Annotated in this window: 20 protein-coding genes; 17 read left to right on the top strand and 3 right to left on the bottom strand. The window is 37.7% G+C overall.

What is annotated here, in order from left to right; genetic code table 11:
* Positions 1-588: 588 nt before the first annotated feature.
* Positions 589-1,635 (top strand): alpha/beta hydrolase, encoded by a 1,047-nt coding sequence (locus tag JKA74_RS18170; protein ID WP_201432658.1) that lies wholly within the window; start codon positions 589-591, stop codon positions 1,633-1,635.
* A 357-nt stretch (positions 1,636-1,992) separates the two neighbouring features.
* Here JKA74_RS18170 and JKA74_RS18165 read toward each other — a convergent pair whose 3' ends face one another.
* Both JKA74_RS18165 and JKA74_RS18160 read right to left on the bottom strand, forming a co-directional pair.
* Positions 1,993-2,685 carry a DUF2490 domain-containing protein gene (locus tag JKA74_RS18165; RefSeq protein WP_201432657.1) on the bottom strand — a complete coding sequence of 231 codons (693 nt, stop codon included), beginning with the start codon at positions 2,683-2,685 and terminating at the stop codon, positions 1,993-1,995.
* Positions 2,672-3,319, bottom strand: a complete 648-nt coding sequence (locus JKA74_RS18160; RefSeq protein WP_201432656.1) for a hypothetical protein — start codon at positions 3,317-3,319, stop codon at positions 2,672-2,674. The genes JKA74_RS18165 and JKA74_RS18160 overlap by 14 nt, the downstream gene beginning before the upstream one ends.
* A 192-nt stretch (positions 3,320-3,511) precedes the next feature.
* Between JKA74_RS18160 and JKA74_RS18155 the strand changes: the two genes are divergently transcribed.
* Complete coding sequence (locus JKA74_RS18155; protein WP_201432655.1) at positions 3,512-4,582, top strand: porin family protein; 1,071 nt, start codon at positions 3,512-3,514, stop codon at positions 4,580-4,582.
* Positions 4,583-4,642: 60 nt separating this feature from the next.
* On the opposite strand, the gene JKA74_RS18150 is transcribed toward JKA74_RS18155, so the two are convergent.
* Positions 4,643-5,869, bottom strand: coding sequence for a peroxiredoxin family protein (locus JKA74_RS18150; RefSeq protein WP_201432654.1), 1,227 nt, complete (start codon positions 5,867-5,869; stop codon positions 4,643-4,645).
* Between the two features lie 129 nt (positions 5,870-5,998).
* Between JKA74_RS18150 and JKA74_RS18145 the strand changes: the two genes are divergently transcribed.
* The 15 genes from JKA74_RS18145 (at position 5,999) to JKA74_RS18075 (ending at position 24,286) form a co-directional block, all read left to right on the top strand.
* Positions 5,999-7,177 (top strand): CaiB/BaiF CoA transferase family protein, encoded by a 1,179-nt coding sequence (locus JKA74_RS18145; protein WP_201432653.1) that lies wholly within the window; start codon positions 5,999-6,001, stop codon positions 7,175-7,177.
* A gap of 466 nt (positions 7,178-7,643) precedes the next feature.
* Positions 7,644-8,090: a division/cell wall cluster transcriptional repressor MraZ gene (mraZ, locus tag JKA74_RS18140; protein WP_201432652.1), complete on the top strand. Its 447-nt coding sequence runs from the start codon at positions 7,644-7,646 to the stop codon at positions 8,088-8,090.
* A 4-nt stretch (positions 8,091-8,094) separates the two neighbouring features.
* Positions 8,095-9,006: a 16S rRNA (cytosine(1402)-N(4))-methyltransferase RsmH gene (gene rsmH, locus JKA74_RS18135; RefSeq protein WP_201432651.1), complete on the top strand. Its 912-nt coding sequence runs from the start codon at positions 8,095-8,097 to the stop codon at positions 9,004-9,006.
* Entirely contained in the window at positions 9,003-9,398 is a 396-nt protein-coding gene (locus JKA74_RS18130; protein ID WP_201432650.1) for an FtsL-like putative cell division protein, read from the top strand. The genes rsmH and JKA74_RS18130 overlap by 4 nt, the downstream gene beginning before the upstream one ends.
* Positions 9,388-11,481: a penicillin-binding protein gene (locus JKA74_RS18125; protein ID WP_201432649.1), complete on the top strand. Its 2,094-nt coding sequence runs from the start codon at positions 9,388-9,390 to the stop codon at positions 11,479-11,481. Before JKA74_RS18130 ends, JKA74_RS18125 begins: the two co-directional genes overlap by 11 nt.
* Positions 11,481-12,947, top strand: coding sequence for a UDP-N-acetylmuramoyl-L-alanyl-D-glutamate--2,6-diaminopimelate ligase (locus JKA74_RS18120; protein ID WP_201432648.1), 1,467 nt, complete (start codon positions 11,481-11,483; stop codon positions 12,945-12,947). The genes JKA74_RS18125 and JKA74_RS18120 overlap by 1 nt, the downstream gene beginning before the upstream one ends.
* 7 nt (positions 12,948-12,954) lie before the next feature.
* Entirely contained in the window at positions 12,955-14,157 is a 1,203-nt protein-coding gene (mraY, locus tag JKA74_RS18115) for a phospho-N-acetylmuramoyl-pentapeptide-transferase (RefSeq protein WP_201432647.1), read from the top strand.
* 51 nt (positions 14,158-14,208) lie between these two features.
* Positions 14,209-15,576, top strand: a complete 1,368-nt coding sequence (gene murD, locus JKA74_RS18110; RefSeq protein ID WP_201432646.1) for a UDP-N-acetylmuramoyl-L-alanine--D-glutamate ligase — start codon at positions 14,209-14,211, stop codon at positions 15,574-15,576.
* Entirely contained in the window at positions 15,576-16,754 is a 1,179-nt protein-coding gene (locus JKA74_RS18105; protein WP_201432645.1) for an FtsW/RodA/SpoVE family cell cycle protein, read from the top strand. Before murD ends, JKA74_RS18105 begins: the two co-directional genes overlap by 1 nt.
* A complete protein-coding gene (murG, locus tag JKA74_RS18100) occupies positions 16,755-17,864 on the top strand; it encodes an undecaprenyldiphospho-muramoylpentapeptide beta-N-acetylglucosaminyltransferase (RefSeq protein ID WP_201432644.1) in 1,110 nt (369 codons plus the stop codon). It begins immediately after the preceding gene.
* On the top strand, positions 17,861-19,258 hold the full coding sequence (gene murC, locus JKA74_RS18095) for a UDP-N-acetylmuramate--L-alanine ligase (RefSeq protein WP_201432643.1): 1,398 nt from the start codon (positions 17,861-17,863) through the stop codon (positions 19,256-19,258). Before murG ends, murC begins: the two co-directional genes overlap by 4 nt.
* The gene (locus JKA74_RS18090; protein WP_201432642.1) at positions 19,236-20,012 is read left to right on the top strand and encodes a cell division protein FtsQ/DivIB; all 777 of its coding nucleotides are present in this window, start codon (positions 19,236-19,238) and stop codon (positions 20,010-20,012) included. The genes murC and JKA74_RS18090 overlap by 23 nt, the downstream gene beginning before the upstream one ends.
* 24 nt (positions 20,013-20,036) lie before the next feature.
* On the top strand, positions 20,037-21,353 hold the full coding sequence (gene ftsA / locus JKA74_RS18085; RefSeq protein WP_201432641.1) for a cell division protein FtsA: 1,317 nt from the start codon (positions 20,037-20,039) through the stop codon (positions 21,351-21,353).
* Between the two features lie 12 nt (positions 21,354-21,365).
* The gene (gene ftsZ / locus JKA74_RS18080) at positions 21,366-22,949 is read left to right on the top strand and encodes a cell division protein FtsZ (RefSeq protein WP_201432640.1); all 1,584 of its coding nucleotides are present in this window, start codon (positions 21,366-21,368) and stop codon (positions 22,947-22,949) included.
* A gap of 677 nt (positions 22,950-23,626) precedes the next feature.
* The gene (locus tag JKA74_RS18075; protein WP_201432639.1) at positions 23,627-24,286 is read left to right on the top strand and encodes a hypothetical protein; all 660 of its coding nucleotides are present in this window, start codon (positions 23,627-23,629) and stop codon (positions 24,284-24,286) included.
* Positions 24,287-24,616: the final 330 nt, after the last annotated feature.

Here is a 24,616-nt window from a genome sequence, read left to right as displayed (position 1 = left end):
TTCCAGTTGGTAAACCTTATTGCTGATAGGTTGCTCCTCAGCAGAGCCTACTTCCTCTTCAGATTTACAATCCTAAGATAATACAATTACTAGATAAAAATCACCAACTATTTTTGACATCATTACCGTTTTTGTAACAGAACAGAAAAAACCTCAGAGCACTAAAGAAGTTGCGTGAACCCCATTTATTACAGGATTTGGGCTGCTTACCTGATCAGCCTTCCACTGTTATCCTGAATCCCGTTAAAACGGGAAACGAGGTACTGACGGAAAACCGCCAGCATGAGGCCTGGCTTTACAAGCTTGCTTCACCCGGTACTAGTTTACTTGTTAGGTTCACCAAACTGTTTAATACCCTGAGGAATACTGCAAAATTACAGCTTTAATGAGTCAAACAAGAAAGAAAAAAGGAAAGTTTTCCACAGTTACATTAATTAATATTTATTCTATCTTTACTAGACTGGAAAGCTTCATGATTAAATGAGTTGTTGCAAATTTTGGTAATAGCTCATGGTTTTAGAATAGATTTCTTCCGCCAATGTTCAAACTTATTGCTAAAAAAAAATAAAGCTTTTAAAGCCATCATCTATGAGAAAGATATCATTATCCATTCTATTTATTTTTTTGTTTTCCTTTTCTGCGATTTCGCAGTCCAAGTCCATCAATGAAGAAAAATATATATCAATTGGTGGAATTGAACAATGGGTAACCATTAAAGGAGAGGATATTGAAAAACCTGTCATTTTGTTTCTTCATGGAGGGCCAGGTAGTGTAATGAGTCCATATCATAATATTTATAGTGGGTGGGAAAAAGATTTTATTTTAGTGAATTGGGATCAGAGAGGGGCAGGAAGAACTTTCGGACGAAATGCACCTACAGGAGTAAATGAAGATTATTGGATAGAAAACCCATTAAGTGTTGAGCAGATGTCTACAGATGGAATTGAGCTTTCGAAATATCTTATTAAGTATCTTGGGAAAGAAAAAATCACTCTTATTGGCACTTCCTGGGGTTCTATCCTGGGTACTACCATGGCTTTAAAACGCCCGGATCTTTTTTATGCTTATATAGGGCATTCCCAGCTGGTTAATTTCACTGAAAATATTAAATACGCCTATCAAAAAGTATATGCAATGGCACAGAATGCTGATGACAAAGAGTCTGTTGAAAAACTAGAATCTCTGGCATCACCCCCTTATACTGATGCTAAAAGTACAGGACAATTGTTACGCATTATCAAAAAATATGAAAGAAAGAATTCAGTACCGGCACCGGAATCATGGTGGGTATTGGCTTCAGGATATGACAATGAAACGGATGCCAACAACAGGTATAATGGTGATGATTATTCCTTTATTAATTTTGCAGGGCATAAAAAAATAGGCATTGAAGCAATGAGTGCAACAGTAGATTTTATGAAAGATGGTTTGAATTTTAAAATCCCTGTCTATTTGGTGCAAGGTGAAGAGGATATCCTGACCTCGAAGGAAATAACAAAAGCCTATTTTGATGCCATTAGTGCCCCTGAAAAAGAATATTTTTTATTGCCTGAAGCTGCACATGGACATAATCAGTCTGTTGTCGATATGCAATATCACGTACTGAAAAAATATGTATCTCCTTTAATAAAGTAGGGAGCTCTTGATAAATGCTTCAATGCTCGAGAACCAAATAAAATCCCGATGCACCGGGACAAGTTTTGCTCGGAGTATGCGCGTGGGTGGACAAAAAGGCGGGGAGTGCGTAGAATTGCAGCGTGGAAGCATCTTTTTGTCTTGATTTTTTCTATCTTTTGTATCAAGACAAAAGATTAAGAATAAAATTTGGTTTAAAAATTCTTGGAACTTAAGTTAAACCTCAATACTAAATGAAGTTCCTGTTTTTTGAGGTTTTGTACTTAGATTAAAATTCTGTAAACACTAATAAGGCAAAAATACCTAGTTTATAGGTGAAATTTATTTTTCATGAGGAGCCTAATCAGATGATATCTATCACAAACTAAAATAGTATACACTTTCAATTTGCAGGATATGATCCCGAGCCGAGCTAATCAGGTCGCTGTTTCTGCTGACCAAAGACAGCTGAAATTTTTGGCCTTTCCGGAATAATTTACCTACCCCCACTAAAAAGCGATTTTCCAGCTCATCGCCTTTACTGTTAAAAGCATACACCAGTTCATTGCCTGTGATGAAGTAATATTCACCCTCATCCAGGCTTTCTCCCTGAAATGGAAAATCAGTACTGATAGAGTAGCGCAGGCGCGTGAGGTAATCTGTATTGCGGATCCGTTCTTCAATGCGGAATTTGTTGGCCAATCTGTAACCTCCGAAATTAGTCAGAAAAGCAAATTGTTGAGTAATACGGTGCTCATAACCTGTTTCCTCTTCAAAAGGATCATAGCCTCTGTACATATAGCCCAAGCTTATTTTTTTGGAGCCAAATAAAGTATAAGTTCCGAAGCCCTTTATTTCCCAACGGTCAGTTTTAAAATTCTTTTCTCCTTCACCATAATTGGTAAACCTTTGCCTACCCATAAGCGAAACATTATAGCTCCATCGATTATCAATTTTCCTGGTGAAAGAAAAACCTGGCTCCCATCGAATGGAAGGATTCTTTTGCGCCTTTAACTGAGGGATACACAACAGCAAACTGGATAAAAAAAGAGAGATTTTAATAAAGTACATTGTCATCTGCTCTCTTAACTATGGTTCTTTTACGCTCAATTTCTCCACTATGATCAAAAAGGAATTCGAAAAAGCTTCTTTCATTAGAATAGTCTACGGTTTCAGCTTCAATTTCAAATTTCACAATTAAATCTTCCAGGTCCATTTCCATAAATTCTTCTAAAAACTCATCGTCTTCATCAATCTCAAGTTTGCCATCTTCAAATTCTCTTTCCCTATTATACTGAATCTGTATCCGATGAATAATATATTTTTTATAATTTTCCTGGAAATACTGATTGATCCTTTCCTGAATTTCAGGGGCTAAGTCATGAAAATTCTTGAGTATTTCAATATCTAACAATTGACCGTTTTCATAAAACTTGACGCTTACTTTCTCTCCTTTATAGTGGGTTTTAAGTTCGTAGAAATAATCTTTTCCATTAAATTCTTTATAAAGCCTGGTCTTTTCTCCCTTTTTAAGAATTGGAGCCACTAGTTGTAAAGAATTTTCAGGGAAATCATCTTTTTTAATAGAAATCTCCTTTTCATATTTCTCTTTTACCTCTTGTGCGATTGATTTTTCTGCCAGAACAAAAAGGCAGGTATAAATAATAAATTTACTTATAAGGGAATGATAAATTTTTAGTTTCATCTTGACTAATTAACTGTATTTTCTGAAATGAATTTCCTCTTATGATTAACGTACTAATTCACAATTTCCGCATTAAACTCTGCATTTTTTTCTAATTATGAGTGCTTGAAGCGAAAAGACTTTTTGTTAAAAAATTGAAAAACATTTTAATAAAATTAGCTTTTCAATTTAATTAAATTTTAATTTTAGACCATGAATAAAAAAAATAAGCTACTCTTTGTGCTATTTGTATTAACGATGCCTACAGTAATGGCGCAAACTACAGAAAAAGGGGAATTAATTACGGTAAAAGGGGATACCATTGAGATTTATGTGATTAATAAATCCAGAGCTACCAACAGCCAGAAATTAACTTATAGAAAGTATATAAGATCTAAAGAAAAGTTGACGCTTGAACCGGAAGAAATAACTAGTTTTTCCTCCAAAATAAACTATTTTGTTTCTATGGATGATCCTAAGAAAGAAGGGGCCAAAATAATCTTAACAAAAATGAGTGATGGATATGTTGATTTATATAGCGCAAGGGACAGATATGGAGATGAAACATTTTATATCAGCAAAAATGATGATGATTTAATTGAATTAAATAAGGCTAATTTTGAGCAATTTATTGAAGATAATTTTATTGTTTGTCAGACAAGTAAAATGTACAGAAAGCCCGTTTATGAGGCTTTTTATTTTGAAAATATTATTTCTAGTTATAATGCATGCATGGAACCGGAAAAGTATGTTTATACAAATAGTGAATTTAAAAAAAGTGTAAGTTCGGGAGTGAAGTTAGGCTTAAACTATTCTTCTATAGTGGTTGAAGATTTTAAGTCTGAAAATAAATTTGGCTACTGGGGCGGGGGTTATCTCAACACTGAATTAAGTCCAGTGCTTTCTTTGCAATTGGAATTGTCTTATAACAAAAGAAGGTCAGAAACAATTGATGCCACTTTTGAAAATAACTACATACAAGTTCCAATCCTTGTACAAATAAAGTTAAATAATGTTGAAATGAGGCCAATTATTAACTTTGGGCCCACATTAAATTTTATAACATCTTATAAGAGGAATTATAATATCATAGAGAAGAGATTAAACCCGTTTTCATTTGGTTATGCTTTAAGTGCAGGCATACCCTTAAAAATCACGAACTCCAAGAGGTTTATTTTTGAACTGCGTTTCGATAGGATATTAAACTTCACGGACTTTACACAAGGACCTGCCGACATAGTAAAAAATTCTTCCATTCAATTTTCGATAGGTATTCCATTCTAAATTATTAAAAATGGTAGTTAATTATGAAACATTGGTGTCTTCAGGAATTATAGTTATTTTTTAAAGCAATTCATCCATCTTCTGATTGAAATTCTCTACAAATTCATCATAATATTCACCGGTGCCCGGCCCGGAAAATCCTGTGTGGATATTTTCTACTTCTCCATCCTTGTTAATGATAATCATGGTAGGGAAAGAAATCACCTGGTTTAGCATGGGTAAAGTTTTAGAAGCGGCCTCTTTGTCGCTGGTGCCTGCAATCAGAAAGTCATAGCCCACATCCCATTTATTGATCATCTTTTCGACCCGCTTTTTGGCGTACTCGAAATCATCTTTTTGCTCGTAGGCCAGCCCGATAATTTCCACGCCTCGACTTTTATTTTCTTCATACCAGTCTGCCAGAAACTTAGTTTCATCCATGCAGTTAGGGCACCAGCTACCGAAGATCTGTACAATAACTACTTTGCCCTCGTACTTTTCATCGGAAAGGCTCACTTTCTCCCCTTCTAAATTAGGAAAGCTGAATTGCATTCTATCATATCCTTTTTTCAGATAGGTGAGTGAATCAGGATGTGGTAATTCCACGTTTTCGTCCCGCACTGCAGTCCATGTTTCATGCCATTCCTTACCTGAATAAAAGTCGCCTTTCAAAGTGCTGTCGGCTTGCATAGTAGCCTCAAACAAAAAGGCATGATTGCCATCGAAGGTACTTAATTTCAGAGTTTGGTCATCTGCAAGACCAGTCAGATAGCGGTAATCTCCTAAAGGAGTAAGGAATGTTCCGGTTACCCGATTTTCATCCTGCTCAAAAATACCTACTGCTTTGGTGGTGTCTCGTGTTTCCTGTTCTATAAAAGTGACATCCCATTTGCCAGAGAAATCAGCTGGTTCGACATCTGTATTTACAAGTATGAATTTCTCATCACCTTTATGGAAAGTAATAGGTAAAGCATAATCTTCTAAATAGTGCTTGGTATAAGTACCGGCAAGGGCATCATTATGGATTCCTAAGTCAATGGAAATATCAAAAATATGTAAAGGGATATGCAGCGAATCATCTTTTCTGACGATTTCATCCAGAATGATTCTCTCTTTACCATTAATGATAACAGCAGTGAGTTTTCCATCCTCTTCTTCATTGATTTGCATTTTGAAAGGCATGCTTTTGCCTTGCATGGCAATTTCACCTATCCATAATCCGTCAAGAACTATTTTGGCTTTCTCCACATTACAGGAGGTAAATGTGAAAATTGTTAATGCTAATATATAGTTGATAAATTGCTTCATGCTTTTAATACACATTTCAGGTCTAAATGGTTAATGTTTTTTTTGTCTGCCTTCGGACTTTTATGATAAATTCTGTCATTAAATATCCAAAGCAAATGCAAAATACAAACTATGTTTTAATTTTAGCCTATGAACCAAATTTTTGAAGATATTCGGGTGTTGGAACTGGCCAATGTGTTGGCAGGCCCTTCAGTAGGTCAGTTTTTTGCAGAATTAGGAGCGGAAGTGATAAAGATAGAAAATCCTGGTACCGGAGGTGACGTAACCCGCACATGGAAGTTGAGTAGTGAAAGCTCTGAGACCGATGTTAGTGCCTATTTCTCGGCTGTCAATTCCGGTAAAAAATCTATAGCACTGAATCTGAAAAACAAAGACCATTATGAGACATTTATGGATTTGGTTAAAATTTCAGATATAATCATTGCCAGTTATAAACCTGGCGATGCAGAAAAATTGGGTCTCGATGCGAAAACACTTCATGAAATTAACCCATCATTAATTTATGGACTAATTACTGGCTATGGAGAAGATATTCCCAAAGTAGGTTATGATGCCATCCTCCAGGCAGAAAGTGGCTTTATGTGGATGAATGGAGAGCCGGGTGGAAAGTCACTCAAAATGCCAGTTGCCCTAATAGATATTCTTGCTGCCCATCAATTAAAAGAAGCTGTTTTGCTGGCAATTATACAAAGATTGAAAAACGGGAAAGGAGCTAAAGTGGCTGTTTCCTTGTTTGATACAGCCATTTCTTCCCTTGCCAACCAGGCTACCAATTTTTTAGTAGCAGGAAAAAATCCACAGAAGATGGGGGCGGAGCATCCCAATATTGCTCCATATGGAAGTGTGTTTGAATGCAATGATAAAAAGCAAATTGTAATTGCAGTGGGTACGGATAAACAGTTTCAGTCATTGTGCAAAACCTTAAATATAAATGACTTGCCAATCCAAAGTGATTTCTCTACCAATAGTGCCAGAGTGAAGAATCGAGACCGTTTAAATCATCTGCTTCAGAAAGCTTTTGATCAGTTTGAATCCAATGAAATTTTGAGTCGATTGGAGCAGTATAAAATACCTGCAGGAAAATTACAATCCGTGGAGGATGTATTTAATTCGGGGACAGCCAATCATTTACTCATTCAATCGGAGTTGAAAACTGTGGGTTTGCGGAATTTCGTGGCAAAATCGGATTTTTTGAAAAATTCCTCCCACATCTCCCCACCACCATTTCTGAATCAGCATGCAAATTTAGTTTTCGGTAAATTATTAGGTTATTCTGAGCGTAGAATTCAGGATTTGACTTTTGAATAGTGCGAAGGAATATATTTTTCTGATGTGAAAATGCAGCATTGTAAACTGTTCCATGCCTGGTAAATGTTTAATGGTTTATCATAAGATAAAGCAGCTTTGAGATGATGAAGTATTCAATAAATAGCTTCCATTAAATTTAAGGAAAGTTTAAACGAGGCTGCCAGAAAGGACACCAAAACCTGCTAAGGTCTAGCTTGGGGAATGTTCAACTCTTCACTTTTTTTTAAAAATATAGCCATGGTGAGTGTCTTCAATCACCACTTTTAGCTCTTTTATATCTCTTTATTCCTAACTAATTAATAATCTTTTACTTAAGTCTGTGTTTGATGTGTGTGGGATGGAATTTGATTTTTTGATACTTCTTATGTAATCTTTTGAAGAAAAGTGTAAAAAAGTGGGGGGAAGTGGTATGAAATGTCGTATATTGTATTAGTTTTGTCTCTAAGAGATTGTGTAAATACTGTATATGGCATTCTTCACCGGTGAATATGATTGTAAATTGGACGCTAAAGGGCGTTTGGTCTTGCCTGCCAAGATCAAAAACAGCCTGCCCGAAGCTTCCGGTTCTGAGCTGGTGATCAGACGTGGGTTTGAACCCTGCCTTGTGTTGTATCCCATGGTAGAATACAAGAAGATTTTCTCTAAAATTGCAGGTTTGAATGAATTCAATGAAGAATACAGGAATTTGCAACGGAATTTTTTTAGAGGTAACTCAATCGTGGAACTCGATAGTGCTGGCAGAATATTGGTGCCAAAAAATATGCTCTCTTTTGCAGGTTTGGAGAAGGAATCAATAGTAGTAGGCATGGGAAATCGGGTTGAAATATGGGATGCATCAAGATATGATGACTACCTAATCAAGGACCAGAAAGAATTTTCTGAGTTAGCTGAGAAACATCTTTTTGACGAATAAGCCTATGAGTGAATACCATGAACCGGTTATGTTGCAGGAATGCATAGAGGGGCTATCTATAAACCCCTCAGGAACCTATGTGGATTTGACATTTGGCGGAGGTGGTCATTCCCTGGCTATTCTGGAACATTTAACAGATGGAAGACTTTTAGCTTTTGATCAGGATCAGGATGCTGTGGCCAATGCGGAAGCCATCAAACATGAAGGCTTTGAATTTATTCAGGCAAATTTTCGCTACTGCAGAAAATATTTAAAGCTTTTTGGTATTAAAGAAGTAGATGGTGTGCTGGCTGATTTGGGAGTTTCATCTCATCAATTCAATAAGGCTGAGCGTGGCTTTTCTACCCGTTTTGATGCGGAGCTGGACATGAGAATGGATCAGCAAGCGGAGTTGACAGCCAAAAAAGTGATTAATTCTTATACCGAGGCTGATTTGCATAAAATGTTTGGTCTATATGGGGAAGTGCGAAATGCTAAAACTTTGGCCGCAGCTATTGTAGCTGCACGAACAAATAAGGAAATCAATACGGTAGCTGAATTAAAAGCTATACTTGACAGATTTGCCAAGCGAGGTAGGGAAAATAAATATTATGCCCAGGTTTTTCAGGCTTTACGCATTGAAGTGAATGAAGAAATGAAAGCTCTGGAAGAAACGCTGGGCCAGATGGAGGCACTTATCAAAATAGGAGGCAGGTTGGTGGTAATGAGTTACCATAGTTTAGAAGACAGGTTGGTAAAGAATTACATCAATAAAGGAAATATCGAAGGAATAGAAGACAAAGATTTTTATGGCAACGTGCATAAATCTTTTCATGCTATTACCAGAAAGCCAGTTACGGCAAGTGAAGAAGAATTAGAAAGAAATAATAGGGCAAGAAGTGCTAAATTAAGAATTGCTGAAAGACAAACATCATGAAGCAAAACACATTTAAAATAAAAGATAAGAAAGAAAATAAAGGCCAGAAATCAGGGTCTGGATCGGGAAGTATCTTTTCCAGATTTGATAAATCTATTGGTGGTAATTCCGCAGAAAATGGTCTTCCGGTAAAATACTTGCCTTATGTGATGTTTTTTGTAGCGATAGGTATTTTTTATATTGGTAACAGTCATTATGCTGATAAGACTACCCGGAAAATTGACAAACTTCATCAGGAAGTAGAAGATTTAAGGGCAGATTTTACCACTTTAAAATCAGAATATATGTTTGCTTCAAAGCAATCAGAAGTAGCTAAAAAAGTAAAGAAATTAGAGTTAAAAGAATCAGAAGTACCACCCTTTAAAATTGTTGTAGAAAAAGGTGAATATTAAGAAATCCATATTATTACGAGTGCGTGTGGCATTTTTGCTGGTACTGCTATTTTCTATAGCTATTATCTACCAAATTTTCCATATCCAATGGATTGAGGGCGAAAAATGGACAAAGCTGGCGGAGGAGATCAGCTTGAGTTATCAGGAGGTAAAGGCAACCCGTGGTAATATCTATTCCGATAATGGCAGCCTGCTGGCTACCTCATTGCCTTTTTATAAGGTGTCAATGGATCCGACTATTGCTGACGAACAGGTTTTTCGGAATAATATTGACTCTCTAAGTTATTTGTTGTCCAAAAATTTCGGACAGTCAGCCACTTACTATAAGCAGAAAATTCTTAGCGGAAGGCAGAAAGGAAACAAGTATGTAATACTTTCCAGGAATTTGATTGGATATCAGCAAAAAAAAGAAATGGAAAGCTGGCCTATTTTCCGTGAAGGAAGATTAGGCGGTGGGGTTATTTTCAGTAAAACAGATAAGCGATTCAGGCCCTTTTCTAACCTTGCTTTCAGAACGATTGGCTTTCTAAATGAAAACGAATATGGAGCAGGACTGGAATACAGCTTTAATGATTATTTAGCAGGGCAAAACGGTAAAGCACTTTTTCAAAAAATATCAGGTGGTAGTTGGAGACCTCTTTATGATGGTTCGGAAGTAAGGCCAAAAGACGGATTTGATATTCAAACCACTATTGATATCAATTTGCAGGATGTTGCTGAATCAGCCCTTCTGAAACATTTAATGCAACATGATGCTGATATGGGTTGCGTAGTTGTGATGGAAGTTGCCACAGGAGAAATCAAAGCCATTTCCAATTTAAAGAAAATGGAAAGTGGTAAATATGGTGAAGTGTATAATTATGCTGTGGGAAGCCATGGTTTAAGGGAGCCCGGATCCACAATGAAATTAGCTTCATATATTGCTTTGTTTGAAGAAAAGAATTTAAAATTGACTGATACCATTCAAACCGGAGAAGGCGAGTTGAAATTTTATAAAGAAACTGTGCGTGACCATAAACCCGGGGGATATGGTACTATCACTTTGCAGGAAGCTTTTGAAAAATCATCGAATATCGCAGTTGCAAAAATGGTAGATGAAACTTTCAAGGAAAATCCACAGCGTTTTCTTGACTATATGAAGAATATGGGCCTTACTCAACCGTTGGGTTTCCAAATGATAGGAGAAGGAAAGCCCAAAATCCCGCCATTGAATCAATGGAGTGGAATTACATTACCATGGATGGCCTATGGTTATGGGTTGGAGTTTACCCCACTTCATGTGCTCACTTTATATAATGCAATTGCTAATGAAGGAAAAATGATTCGCCCTGTTTTGGTAAGATCCATTAGCAAGGTGGACAAGGAAATCAACACCTTTAAAACCAATGTGATCAGCAGTCAAATTTGTTCAAAGGAAACATTGAAAAAAATGAAAATCCTTTTGGAAGGTGTGGTCGAAAGGGGCACGGCTTCAAATATCAGTAATGCCAATTATAAAATTGCAGGTAAAACGGGCACAGCCCAAACTTTGAAAGATGGTCGTTATTTGCGTCAGTATTATACATCTTTTGCAGGGTATTTTCCTGCGGAAAAGCCAAAATACTCTGCTATTGTAGTAATGGATAATCCTAAAGGCTACAGGCAATATGGCTCCGATGTGGCCGCTCCGGTATTTAAGGAAATTGCAGATAAAATATATGCATTGGATTTGAAAATGCATGATCAGTATGAATTAGCTGACAAACCTGAAATTGGAGTATTCCCAGTGGTGCAGGCTGGGAAGAAAGAAGATCTTTCATTGATGTTGAATTATTTAGGAATTTCCAACCATGCAAGCAACAATGAGGTGGAATGGGTGAGGGCTGCAATCAACAAGAATGCAATTAAATGGAAGGAAACTGCCAATCAACCTGGTTTGGTGCCGGATGTAAATGGAATGACTTTGCGTGATGCACTCTACTTGCTGGAAAATAGTGGATTGGAAGTAGTGGTGAAAGGTCAAAAAGGCAGAGTAATTACTCAGTCGCAATTACCCGGTAGCAGAGCACTGAAAGGTAGTACTATAAAAATTGAAATAGGATAGTGGCATTATTAAAAGACATATTGTACAAAGTAAAATTGTTGAGCGTTTCCGGGAACATGGAATTGGATGTTAATTCCATCCATTTTGATTCCAGGAAAGTATTGAACAATGATGTATTTGTAGCCATTAATGGAACCCAGGTTGATGGCCATGAATACATAGAAGCCGCTATTGAAAAAGGTGCAAAGGCCATTGTATGTGAAAACTTGCCGAAAAAGCTGAACCCTGAAATTACTTATATTCAGACAGACAACAGTGCGCGTGCTTTAGGTTTAATGGCAGATAACTTTTACGACCATCCTTCATCCAAATTAAGTTTGGTTGCTATTACAGGCACAAATGGTAAAACAACAACTGTTACTTTATTGCACCAGCTATTCAGACGCCTGGGCTATAATGTGGGCTTGCTTTCCACTGTGCAAAATCAGATAAATGAAAGTGTTATTCCTGCAACGCACACCACGCCTGATGCCATGCAGTTGAATGAGCTATTACAGAAAATGGTTAAGGCAGGCTGCAGTTATGTGTTTATGGAAGCCAGTAGCCATGCTATTGATCAGGAACGAATGAGTGGCTTGAAATTGGCGGGAGCTGTGTTTTCAAACATCTCTCACGATCATTTAGATTATCATAAAAGCTTTGAAAGCTATATAAAAGCTAAAAAGAAGTTGTTTGACGAACTTCCTGCTACAGCATTTGCCCTGGTAAATGTGGATGATAAGCGTGGTATGGTAATGTTGCAGAATTGCAAAGCCACTAAGTACACTTATTCATTGAAAATGATGGCTAATTACCGTGCCAAGGTATTGTCAAATGCTATACAGGGTTTAGAATTAAATATTGATCAAAAGGATGTTTGGTTCAGGTTAATAGGTTATTTCAATGCCTATAACTTATTGGCTACCTATGCAGTGGCCACTATTTTAGAGGAAGATTCAATTGAGGTTTTAACCCATCTTTCTCAAATAGAATTAAAAAATGGTCGTTTTGAGCAGATTCCTAATAATGCAGGTATTACTGCCATTGTAGATTATGCCCATACACCGGATGCCCTGGAAAATGTATTGCATACAATTGATAATATCCGAACAGGAAATGAGCAAGTGCTCACGGTTATAGGCTGTGGAGGTAACAGGGATAAAGATAAAAGACCTTTAATGGCTGAGATTGCTTGCAGGCTTAGTGATAGGGTCATCCTGACTTCTGATAATCCCAGAAATGAGGAGCCGGGGCAAATTATTGCTGACATGCAAAAAGGAGTGCCCATTTCCCAGGTAAGGAAAGTAACGAATTTACCTGACAGAAAAGAAGCCATTAAGTTAGCTTGTAGCTTCGCACAAAAAGGAGATATAATATTAGTTGCAGGCAAAGGCCATGAAACTTATCAGGAGATAAAAGGTGTGAAACATCATTTTGATGATAAAGAAACAGTAAATGAAATGTTGAATTTAATCCATAACCGCTAAAGAAACAGTGCTATATTATTTATTCGATTTTTTAGATAAACAAATGGACCTTTTAGGGGCGGGAGTGTTTCAATACATCTCCTTCAGGGCTGGTATGACTGCACTTTTGTCTCTATTGATCACCATTACTTTTGGTAAGAAACTGATTAACCTATTGAGGAAAAAACAAGTAGGGGAAAGCATCAGGGATTTAGGTTTGGAAGGACAAAATGAGAAAGCAGGTACTCCAACTATGGGCGGTATTATCATTCTTCTGGCAATTATTGTCCCTGTTTTGTTATTCGCCAAAATTCAGAATGTATACATTATTTTACTGCTGATTTCATGTGTGTGGATGGGCTTAATTGGCTTTTTGGATGATTATATTAAAGTGTTTAAAAAGAACAAAGCAGGTTTACAGGGTAAATTTAAAGTAGTAGGGCAGGTTGGTTTGGGACTGATAGTAGGCATCACACTATTTTACAATCAGGAAGTAGTAGTGCGTGAATTTAAAACTGATGTGGATAATGGGAACAGTGAAGCTCAGTATGAAGATGTAAAGTCTATGAAAACGACTATACCATTCTTTAAAGGAAATGAGCTGGATTATTCAAATATTTTACCATTTGTTCCTAAAGATTTAACGGTTGTTATTTATGTGCTGTGGGCTATTTTTATTATCACAGCCATGTCTAACGGGGCGAATATTACAGATGGAATTGATGGACTGGCGGCCGGTACATCAGCCATAATCGGATTAACACTGGGCATTTTCGCCTATCTCTCCGGTAACGTGATATTCTCCGATTATTTGAATATTATGTATATCCCCAACTCAGGCGAACTGGTGATATTTTGTGCCGCTTTTGTAGGGGCTTGTGTAGGATTCTTATGGTACAATACACATCCCGCCCAGGTTTTCATGGGAGATACCGGAAGCCTGGCAATAGGTGGGGTAATAGCTGTTTTGGCACTGGCCATCAGAAAAGAACTATTGCTGCCTATTTTATGTGGCATATTTCTTATTGAGTTGCTATCAGTAATTATTCAGGTATCATATTTTAAGTATACAAAGAAAAGATTGGGTGAAGGAAAAAGAATCTTTCTGATGTCTCCATTACATCACCATTATCAAAAGAAAGGAATACATGAATCGAAAATTGTCAACAGGTTCTGGATTGTAGGTATTCTGTTGGCCATAATCACAGTAGCAACATTGAAATTACAATAAATATAAATGAAGAAAACAGGTATTTTATTAAGCTAAAATTAAAAATCAACAATGACAAAACAGATCATCATATTAGGAGCCGGGGAAAGTGGAACCGGGGCTGCTTTGCTGGCAAAAGCAAAGGGATATGATGTTTTTGTGTCTGATTTTGGGCAAATAAAACAAGAAAACATTGATCGCCTGACAGATGCCGGAATTCGTTTTGAACAAGGAAAGCATACTGAAGATAAAGTATTAACAGCAGATATAGTCATTAAAAGTCCGGGTATTTCTCCGGCTATTCCTTTGGTAAGATTGATCATGGAAAAAGGAATTCCAGTAATTGATGAATTGGAATTTGCCTCGCAGTTTACAAAAGGGAAAATTATTGCCATTACCGGTACCAACGGAAAGACTACTACCACTTTATTAACTTACCATTTGCTAAAGGAAAGTGGATTGTCTGTAGGGCTTGGGGGCAATGTGGGAAAAAGTATGGCTGCTCAATTGCTTGATACAGATTATGACTGGTGGGTACTTGAAGTAAGCAGTTTTCAGATAGACGGATTCATTCATTTTAAACCACATATTGCTGTTTTATTGAATATAACACCTGATCATCTGGACAGGTATGATAAAAAAATTCAAAACTACATAGATGCTAAATTTGCTTTATTTAAGAATCAGGGCATTGAAGATTATGCCATTCTTTATAATGACAAAGGATTCATTGATGAGGAACTGCAAAAGAGAAATCTAAAGTCAAAGATATATAGACTTAGTTTTGATGATGTGCCTGCATTGGGCGCTTACGCCAATAAGGACGGAATCATCATCAAGCATAAAAAAGACAGTACAGCTTACACCTCGGATTTATTAACTATTAAAGGGAAACATAATCAGATTAACGCTATGGCTTCAATTCTTTCTTCAAAAATCACCGGACTTAAATCGGAAAAAATTTCTGAGAATCTTCCGAAATTCAAAAATGTACCTCATCGATTGGAGCCGGTAGGAAGCATACACGGTGTAGAGTTTATCAATGATTCTAAAGCGACCAATGTAGATGCGGTTTATTATGCTTTAGATGCTTATACCCGTCCCATTATCTGGATAGTAGGTGGAGTTGATAAAGGCAATGATTATGAAAAACTGGAGCCTGTAAATTCCAATGTAAAAGCCATTATATGTTTGGGGAAGGACAATAAAAAGATTAAAGCCTTTTATGAAGGCAAGTTTCCAATCATAGAAGAAACGGAATCCATGCAGGAGGCTGTTCGCATGGGATACCATTTAGCCAAGGATAGGGAAATTGTGTTGCTTTCCCCTGCATGTGCAAGTTTTGACTTGTTTAAAAACTATGAAGACCGTGGTAACCAATTTAGACTGGCTGTGCAACTATTGCAACGTGAAGTAGAACTTAAGAAATTATCTCAGTAATGATCAATATTCAAACCATAAAAAGCTTTGCAGATAAGCACCTTAAAGGAGACCCGGTTATATGGACTGTAGTCTTCGCTTTGGGTATGCTGAGCATTTTGGTGGTGTACAGTGCCACTGGTACTATCTCTTATTTCAAATTCAATGGCAATACGGAATACTACCTTTTGCGGCATAGCTTTTTAGTTTTTCTCAGTTTTTTTGCCATGTGGTTGGCTCATAAAGTAGACTATAGGTACTATTCAAAACTTTCACGCCTCGCACTTTGGCTTTCAGTGCCTCTGCTCATTTTCGCCTGGCAATTTGGGGTTAATCTGAACGATGCTTCCCGTTGGATTACCATACCATTTTTAAACCAGTCCTTTCAGCCATCAGATTTGGCTAAACTGGCATTAATTATCAATTTAGCTGGAATGCTTTCCAAAAAGCAACAAAATATTACCGATTTCAAAAAGGCTTTAATCCCCATGTTACTTTGGTGTGGGCTCATTTGTGGTTTGATTGCTATGACTAATTTGTCTACCGCCATTTTGTTGTTTCTTACCTGTATGTTGCTGCTTTTCATAGGTAGAATTCCGGTGAAATATTTAGCTATGCTGGCTGTAGTAGGAATTATGGCTGTAAGTATCGCTATGGTAGTAGGCCAGAGAGGGCAAACAGCCATCAACAGGGTAGAAAGTTTTATCAAAAATGAACAGATTCCTTTTCAGGCACAGCAATCGTATATAGCAATTGCCACAGGAGGTGTAACAGGAAAAGGTCCGGGAAACAGCAGTCAGCGAAATTTCCTGCCTGAAGCCTTCTCGGATTTTATTTTTGCCATAGTGGTGGAAGAATATGGAATGATAGGGGCTACTGTAGTGATATTGTTATACCTCACTTTATTATACCGGGGAATGAAAGCGGCAGCCGCCAGCGGCAAAGCCTATGGAGGACTGCTTTCCGCGGGTCTCAGCTTTGCTATTGTACTGCAAGCCATGGTGAACATGGGTGTTGCTGTGGGTTTAGGTCCTATAACGGGATTGCCATTGCCTCTTTTAAGTATGGGAGGGACTTCCCTTCTTTTTACAGGCTTTGCAATGGGAATCATTTTAAGTGTGAGCCGTGGGGAAATTGAAGAAACTACTGAAATCTCAAGAAGTAATTTTGGGAATTTACCAAAAAAAGATGCAGCATAAGTGAGCCAGACTCAAAAACCATATCGATTTATTATTAGTGGTGGAGGCACCGGGGGACATATATTTCCGGCTTTGGCTATTGCCGACCAAATTAAATTGGAAGCACCTGATTCGGAAATTTTATTTGTCGGTGCCGAAAGTAAAATGGAAATGCAGAAAGTGCCAGAGGCTGGATATAAAATATTAGGATTACCTATTGCTGGTATCCAAAGAAGCCTGACATTGAAAAATTTAGCTTTCCCATTTAAGTTGCTGAATAGTTTACGGCAGGCAAAAAAGATAGTGAAAAACTTCAAGCCAGATGCTGTGATAGGTGTGGGTGGATATGCCAGCGGGCCTACCTTGAGAGCTGCATCTAATGCAGGTATTCCTTGTTTTTTGCAGGAACAAAATTCCTATGCCGGGCTCACCAATAAATGGTTGAAAAACAAAGTGCAGAAAATATGTGTAGCTTATGAGGGTATGGAAAAATATTTTCCTGCCAGTAAGTTACAAATAACAGGTAACCCGGTAAGGAAGGGCTTAATGAATTTACCTGATAAGGAAACCGCTTTAAAACATTATAAGCTTTCTGCTGAAACACCTGTGATTTTGGTTTTGGGAGGAAGTTTAGGTGCCAGGGTTATCAATGAAAGTGTCATGAAACATTTGCCATTATTGAAAGAAAGCAATGTGCAAATGCTCTGGCAAACAGGAAAGTTGTATCACCAGGAGATGTTAGTAAGAGCTAATCAGCCAGATAATTCCCCTATCAAAGTATTGGAGTTTATTAAAGAAATGGAAATGGCCTATGCCACAGCTGATATTATTGTCTCAAGGGCGGGGGCATTGTCAGTTTCGGAACTGGCAATTATAGGGAAGCCGGTCATTTTTGTGCCATCCTCAGGAGTAGCGGAAGACCATCAAACCAAAAATGCCAATTCACTGGTGCAGAAGGATGCAGCCATATTGGTAACCGATCAGGAAGCAGTGGAAGTATTGATTCCTAAAGCTCTGGATTTATTGGAAGATGAGGAACTGAAGAATGAACTCGCGACCAATATTAAGAAATTGGCACGACCCAATGCAACAGAAGATATCGTGAAAATTATTTTCTCAATGATTAAATGAATATTAAAAACATACATAGCGTCTATTTTATTGGTATCGGAGGGATTGGTATGAGTGCCTTAGCCCGATGGTTCCTTCATAACGGTGTGCATGTTGCAGGATATGATAAAACTCCAACCCACTTAATACAGTCACTTAATGAAGAAGGTGTTGAGGTTCAATTTAATGATGATATTGATTTGATTCCTGAGGAATTTAAAACCCATAATGAAGGTATTTTAGTGGTTTATACGCCTGCTATTCCTGCTTATCATAAAGGGTTGAACTATTTTAGAGACCAGGGCTATCAGCTTTATAAACGTTCTGAGGTATTAGGTTTTATTACCAAAGGCTTGTATACCGTGGCAGTAGCAGGAACGCATGGCAAAACTACCACAAGTTCCATGGTAGCTCATATTTTAAAATCAGCTGCTAAAAATGTAGCAGCCTTTTTGGGTGGTATTTCCACCAACTACAATACCAATATGTTGGTGAATGAAGCCGATTTTGAAAAGTCCATTGTAGTGGTGGAAGCAGATGAATTTGACCGTTCATTTCTGACACTGCATCCAAACCTGGCTGTTGTTACATCCACCGATGCCGATCACCTGGATATTTATGGAGAGTTGGTAGAATTGAAGAAGTCGTTTTCTTTATTCCTGGATAAAGTGCACCCAAAGGGGAAAATATTTATAAAGGAGGGGTTGTGGGAAGGCCTGGATACTTCAGAGGTGAAAGCAACTCCTGTAAAATACGGACTGAATTCCGGAGAATTATGTGCGCAAAATATTCGAATAATTGAAGGGAAGTTCGTTTTTGATATTCAAAGTTCCGGTATTAACATTTCGGATCTGCAATTAGCTGTTCCGGGCTTCCATAATGTGGAGAATGCTACTGCGGCTATTGGTGTGGCTTTGGAATTGGGCATAACTTCTGAGGAAATTAAAACAGCTATAGCATCTTACAAAGGGGTGAAACGCAGATTTGAATATGTTTATCAATCTCAGGATTTGATTTATATTGATGATTATGCCCATCATCCGGGAGAAATAAAGGCTATGCTGGAATCTGTCAAAGCTTTGTATCCGGGAAAGAAAATTAGTGTGCTGTTTCAGCCACATTTATATTCCCGCACAAGAGATTTTGCCGAAGGTTTTTCGGAAAGCCTGAGCCTGGCAGATGAGGTAATGCTTTTGGATATCTACCCGGCAAGGGAAGAACCTATTCCAGGAGTGAGCAGTGAAATGCTCTTAGAGGATATTCATTCCAGTGAAAAATATTTATTGTCCAATGATAAAGTATTGGAGCATTTAAAATCTGCCCGACTGGAAGTTTTTGTAACACTGGGAGCAGGTAATATAGATAAGTTTGTACAACCTATTAAAATAGTGCTTGAGCAGCAATATGCAGCCTAAAAGAAAAATATATAGCGCCCTGAAGATCATCATTCCTGCTTTGGTGTTTTTTGTTTCCATAGGTTTTGTGGGCAAAAAGCAAGAGGAAAAGCTATGCAGGAAAATTATTGTAAGGATTGAGAACCAGGATGGTAATTTCTTTATCAATGAAGGAGATATCATGGATGTTGTTACCAAGAATGGGCAGGAAATGGTGGTTAACCTGCCATTTGAAAATGTAAAATTAAAAGAAATTGAAGAAAGGATAGAGCAACTTAAATTTGTGCAATCCGCTCAAGTATATAGAGATTTATCAGGGTATATGATGATAGATGCCATGCAGGCAAAACCAATTGCAAGAATTTTCAATCCGGGAGGTAAAGATTATTATATAAGTGACCGTGGGGAAATTATCCCTGTGTCAGATAGATTTACTGCTCGAGTAATGGTATTATCAGGTTCTTTCTTCAAACCTTACCTGAATAAAAACATGTTGCTTGATGATGCAGGAAGGGACTTGTTTAATTTTATAAAATTTATTGAAAAGGATCGTTTCTGGAGTGCTCAATTTGCCCAGTTGGAGGTTGACAAAAGAGGTATGATTAAAATTTATCCGCAAGTCACTAAACAACTGATCGAATTTGGAAACACTTTTGAATATGCTAATAAACTATCAAAATTGAAGATTTTTTACGATAAGATTCTGCCCGATAGGGGGTGGAATCGATATGATCGTGTAAATTTGCAATTTAAAGACCAAATCATTTGTGAATAGAAAAACCTTAGGCAATACATGAATATGCAAAATGATAAAATAGTAGTCGGACTTGACATTGGAACCACCAAAATCTGCGTGATTGTTGGTCGTAAAAATGAGTATGGCAAGCTTGATGTGTTAGGGATGGGAAAATCCGTTTCTGATGGAGTAGTCAAGGGAAAGGTCATTAATATTGAAAAAACAATTTTGGCTATCAAGAAAGCAGTTCAGGAAGCCGAAGATGTATCAGGAATTGATATTAAGGTGGTGAATGTTGGTATTGCAGGCCATCATATCCGCAGTTCAATTCACAGAGGTAGCATTACCCGTGATGATGGGGAAGATGAAATTACTGTGGAAGATGTAGACAGACTGGCAAATGATATAGGTCGAATGGTGATGCCGGCAGGTACTCAAATAATCCATAAAATGCCGCAGGTTTATACCGTTGATTATGATGACGGCATTAAAGATCCTGTAGGGATGACAGGTGTTCGCCTGGAAGCTGATTTTCATGTAATTACTGCTGATGTGAATTCTATTAACAATATTGAAAAATGTGTTAAAAGAGCAGGTCTTGATATTGAGAATATGATACTGGAGCCTTTAGCTTCCAGTCTGTCAGTTTTAAGCGAAGATGAGAAAGAAGCAGGTGTTTGCCTGGTTGATATAGGCGGTGGTACAACAGATATAGCCATTTTTCATGAAAACATTATTCGCCATACAGGGGTGATTCCATTTGGTGGAAATATCATCACTTCCGATATAAAGGAGGGTTGCATGGTGATGCAGCAACAAGCTGAATTGCTTAAGACTAAATTTGGAAGAGCCATATCCACCGAGGCAAGTGAGAATGAAATTGTCTCTATTCCCGGTTTACGTAACAGGGCACCAAAAGAGATCTCCGTTAAAAATCTGGCGCACATAGTTGAAGCCAGAATGGAGGAAATTATAGATTTGGTACATGCTGAAATCATTGCTTCCGGCTACGAAGGTAAACTGGCCGGTGGGATAGTAATTACAGGGGGTGGTTCCCAATTACATAGTGTAAGACAATTAGTAGAATATTTAACAGGAATGGATGCACGTATCGGATATCCGAACGAGCATTTAGGAAAAAGTAAGATAGAACAGGTGAAAAGCCCAATGTTCGCCACTTCAGTGGGGTTAGTATTGGTAGGCTATCGCTCACTGGATGAAAGGGAAAACAGGTACTTGCAAGCCAAGGCGATGAACCAGAATGTGTTTGTTAATCAAAAACAGAAAGCTGGTAAAAAAGGAGGAGACTTCTTTAGTAAGATTATCAATAAAACAAAGAGTTTGTTGATAGATGATTTTGATGAAAATGACGATTTTTAATACCGACATATTATGACAGAAGGAGCATATAAGTTCGAAATACCAAAACACCACAAATCTATCATTAAAGTGATAGGCGTGGGTGGTGGAGGCAGCAATGCAGTCAATCACATGTTTAACCAGGGCATCAAGGATGTGGAATTTATTATCTGCAATACTGATGCCCAGGCACTGAAAACCAGTCCGGTTCCCAACAAACTGCAGATTGGTTTGAATCTCACCAGTGGTTTAGGAGCCGGGGCCAATCCTGCCAAAGGCAAGGAAGCTGCTATGGAAAGCAAAGAGGATATACGTGAACTATTGGGCACAGATACCAAAATGCTATTCGTTACGGCAGGAATGGGCGGAGGTACCGGAACAGGTGCTGCCCCGGTCATTGCAAGAATTGCCAGGGAAATGGACATTCTCACAGTAGGGATTGTCACTTCTCCTTTTGGTTTTGAAGGAAAAAAGAAAGCCAAACAAGCGGAAGAAGGAATACGGGAGTTAAAGGAAAATTGCGATACCGTGCTGGTCATTCTCAATGATAAATTGCGTGAAATTTATGGTAATCTCACCATCGGCAATGCATTTGCAAAAGCGGACAATGTGTTAACCACCGGTGCCAAGGGAATTGCAGAAATCATTACTGTTCCAGGTTATGTAAACGTGGATTTTGAAGATGTAAAAACTGTAATGAAAAATGCTGGGGCAGCCGTAATGGGTTCTGCCAGAACAGAAGGGGATGGCAGGGCAATACGCGCAGCTGAAGAAGCACTTTCTTCACCGCTTCTTAATAATACAGATATTTTAGGCGCCCAGAAGATTTTGCTTTCCATTATTTCGGGTGAGCAAGCTGAGCTTCAGATGGATGAATTAACAGAAATTACAGATTATATCCAGGAACAGGCGGGTGAAGATGCCGAAGTAATATTTGGACATGGTGTGGACGAATCTTTAGGTCATGCACTTTCTGTAACAGTTATTGCCACAGGCTTTGATAACAGTAACTATAAGCGGGATGCTATTCCTGAGCGAGAGTCTAAAAGAGTATTTGACTTAGATGCGCCCAAGCAATTCACTCTTTTCAATAATGAAGAGGAGGATGTTCGTAAGCAACGGAATGAAAACAGGTCCAGGCCTGAAGAAAGAAGAGAGCCTGCTCCGGAAAAGAAGCAGCGACCTGAAGAAGGACGTGGTTATTCCTTCGGGTTTCCTTCGCAGGAACCTTTGAAAGAGGAGGATGAAGATCGTTTCGAATATGATTATCAGGATGAAGAATCTGAAGAAGATACATTCACTCAGAACTTGTCAGATGAGTACGAAATAGTAAATAAAAGACCGGACCCGGAGGCTCAACAAAGAGCGGAAGAAGAACGTCAGGAATTTCTAAGGCAGCGTTCCAAGGAAAGAATTGCCAAGCTGAAACAACTGAATGGCGGGCAAACCAACACTCCTGAGTCTTATAAGCAAATGGAAGTGCCTGCTTATAAAAGAAAACAGGTAAAGTTAAGGGAAGTGCCTCATTCATCGGAAAAGAATATCTCAAAATTCAATCTGAATGATGACAATCAGATTCTGGGAAACAATAAGTTTTTGCATGACAATGTAGATTGATAAAGATAGATTAACATCTAATGGTAAAAGAGCAAGTCGGAAACGGCTTGCTTTTTTTGTTTCTTTTTGTTCAAGTCCTCGCAGTCTTTGAACTGAACTTCAAAGGAGATAACAAGACTTTTGCAATAGTAGAAAATTGTGATAAGCTTATTATTTTTTGCTGGGATAAATCTGTGAGAACTATCCCCTGGAGGTTTTGTAGGGGTGTAGGCTGGAAAATAGGAAATCTTATTATATAGTAGACAAAGATTAAAAGACAAATTAGCACGCCAAAGATATTGTAAAAGTGCAATTTTTTTTAAGGGGCTTTTTTACATTTTTATAAAAACAGGCTTAATAACGATTAGCAGCCATTATTTCTAACAATAATTTACAATGTATTTTTAGTCGGATAACAGTAACTCTTTATAATACCTAAGCGCACCCCAAGGGAGAAAGACAACCTTCTTTAGTTTTCCCACCATGCTATTATTAAGTTGGCCACACTTCATAAATACTCCAATAGTCAAGAACCAAATAAAATCCCGCCTCCCCATGAAAAATTTGCTTACAGTATGCAAATGAAAATCCGCATTTCAACGAAACCCTGATTTTCATGAGAGACCTAAAATAAAATTTTATGGGTGTTGTGGATAGCTATTTATTGTCTAATTTTATCTTCTAAAATACATAATATTATGGAAAGAAAATTAAAAACATTCCTATTTTTCGGCTTAGCTATCTTACTGCTAATACCTACTGCATGTGATGATGATGACTCATTAGATGATATTGATGACTTGAACCCGCAAGATAATTTTGAAGAACTTTTGCAGGCAAAAGTTTGGGTGGCAAGTTCGTTTATTTATGACATAAGTTGCTCAGGTGAAGAAAGTGGGGATGGCGGAGCATTTGAATTAGTGAAGCCCGATTTTTGTGCCCAAATCAATTCCGATTGTAGCCCATGTCCTGAGGATGATCCAGACTGTACTATTACATGCTCGGATGAATACTGTGGACTGCAGTATGAATGGTTAAATTATGAAGCGAATTTTACCTCATCTAATTTAATAGGCACACATACATTTAAGAAACAAACACCAATTTTTGATGAGAATGGAAATACGGGCGAATATGAAGAGGAGAATGGATCAGAGGTGTTTACCAACTCATGGTTATTTAATAATGATGACAATATTTTAACTACCAATTTTGGAGATGTCTATAACTTATTTGATGGTCAGGATTTATTAACCTTCAATTTTGAAATTATTTCTGCGGAAGTAGACAAAATTGTTTTAAAAGGTCAGAAAAACGAACAAGGTTGCACATTAACAATAGATATAGTTTTGGAATAAAGCTATTAGCTCTTTAAGTAATAGGAATGAAGGATTACTATTTTAAAAGAAGGGGCAGCTTCAAGCTGCCCCTTCTTCGTTAAAAAAAAGATTTAAAAAGCAACTCAGTAGATGGGTAGCTTTTTTTGTTCTAGCCAAGCCTCAGTTCGAGTTTGAATTTGAGCTAAACCCCACCACAGTTCATTTCGGAACCACTACCTACATATAGGTATTTTGCTGTGGCTTTCGATGAATATTTTGGATTTAAAGGAAGATGGAAGTATGTTCAGCATCTTAAATCAATTAACCGAAGAAAGTTGTTTGCAAATGATGGTAACGTTTACAGTCGTT

Source organism: Marivirga aurantiaca (assembly GCF_016679925.1).
Taxonomy (GTDB): domain Bacteria; phylum Bacteroidota; class Bacteroidia; order Cytophagales; family Cyclobacteriaceae; genus Marivirga; species Marivirga aurantiaca.
The sequence above is the reverse complement of the archived record's forward strand: the minus strand, read 5'-3'. Positions and strand labels throughout refer to the sequence as shown.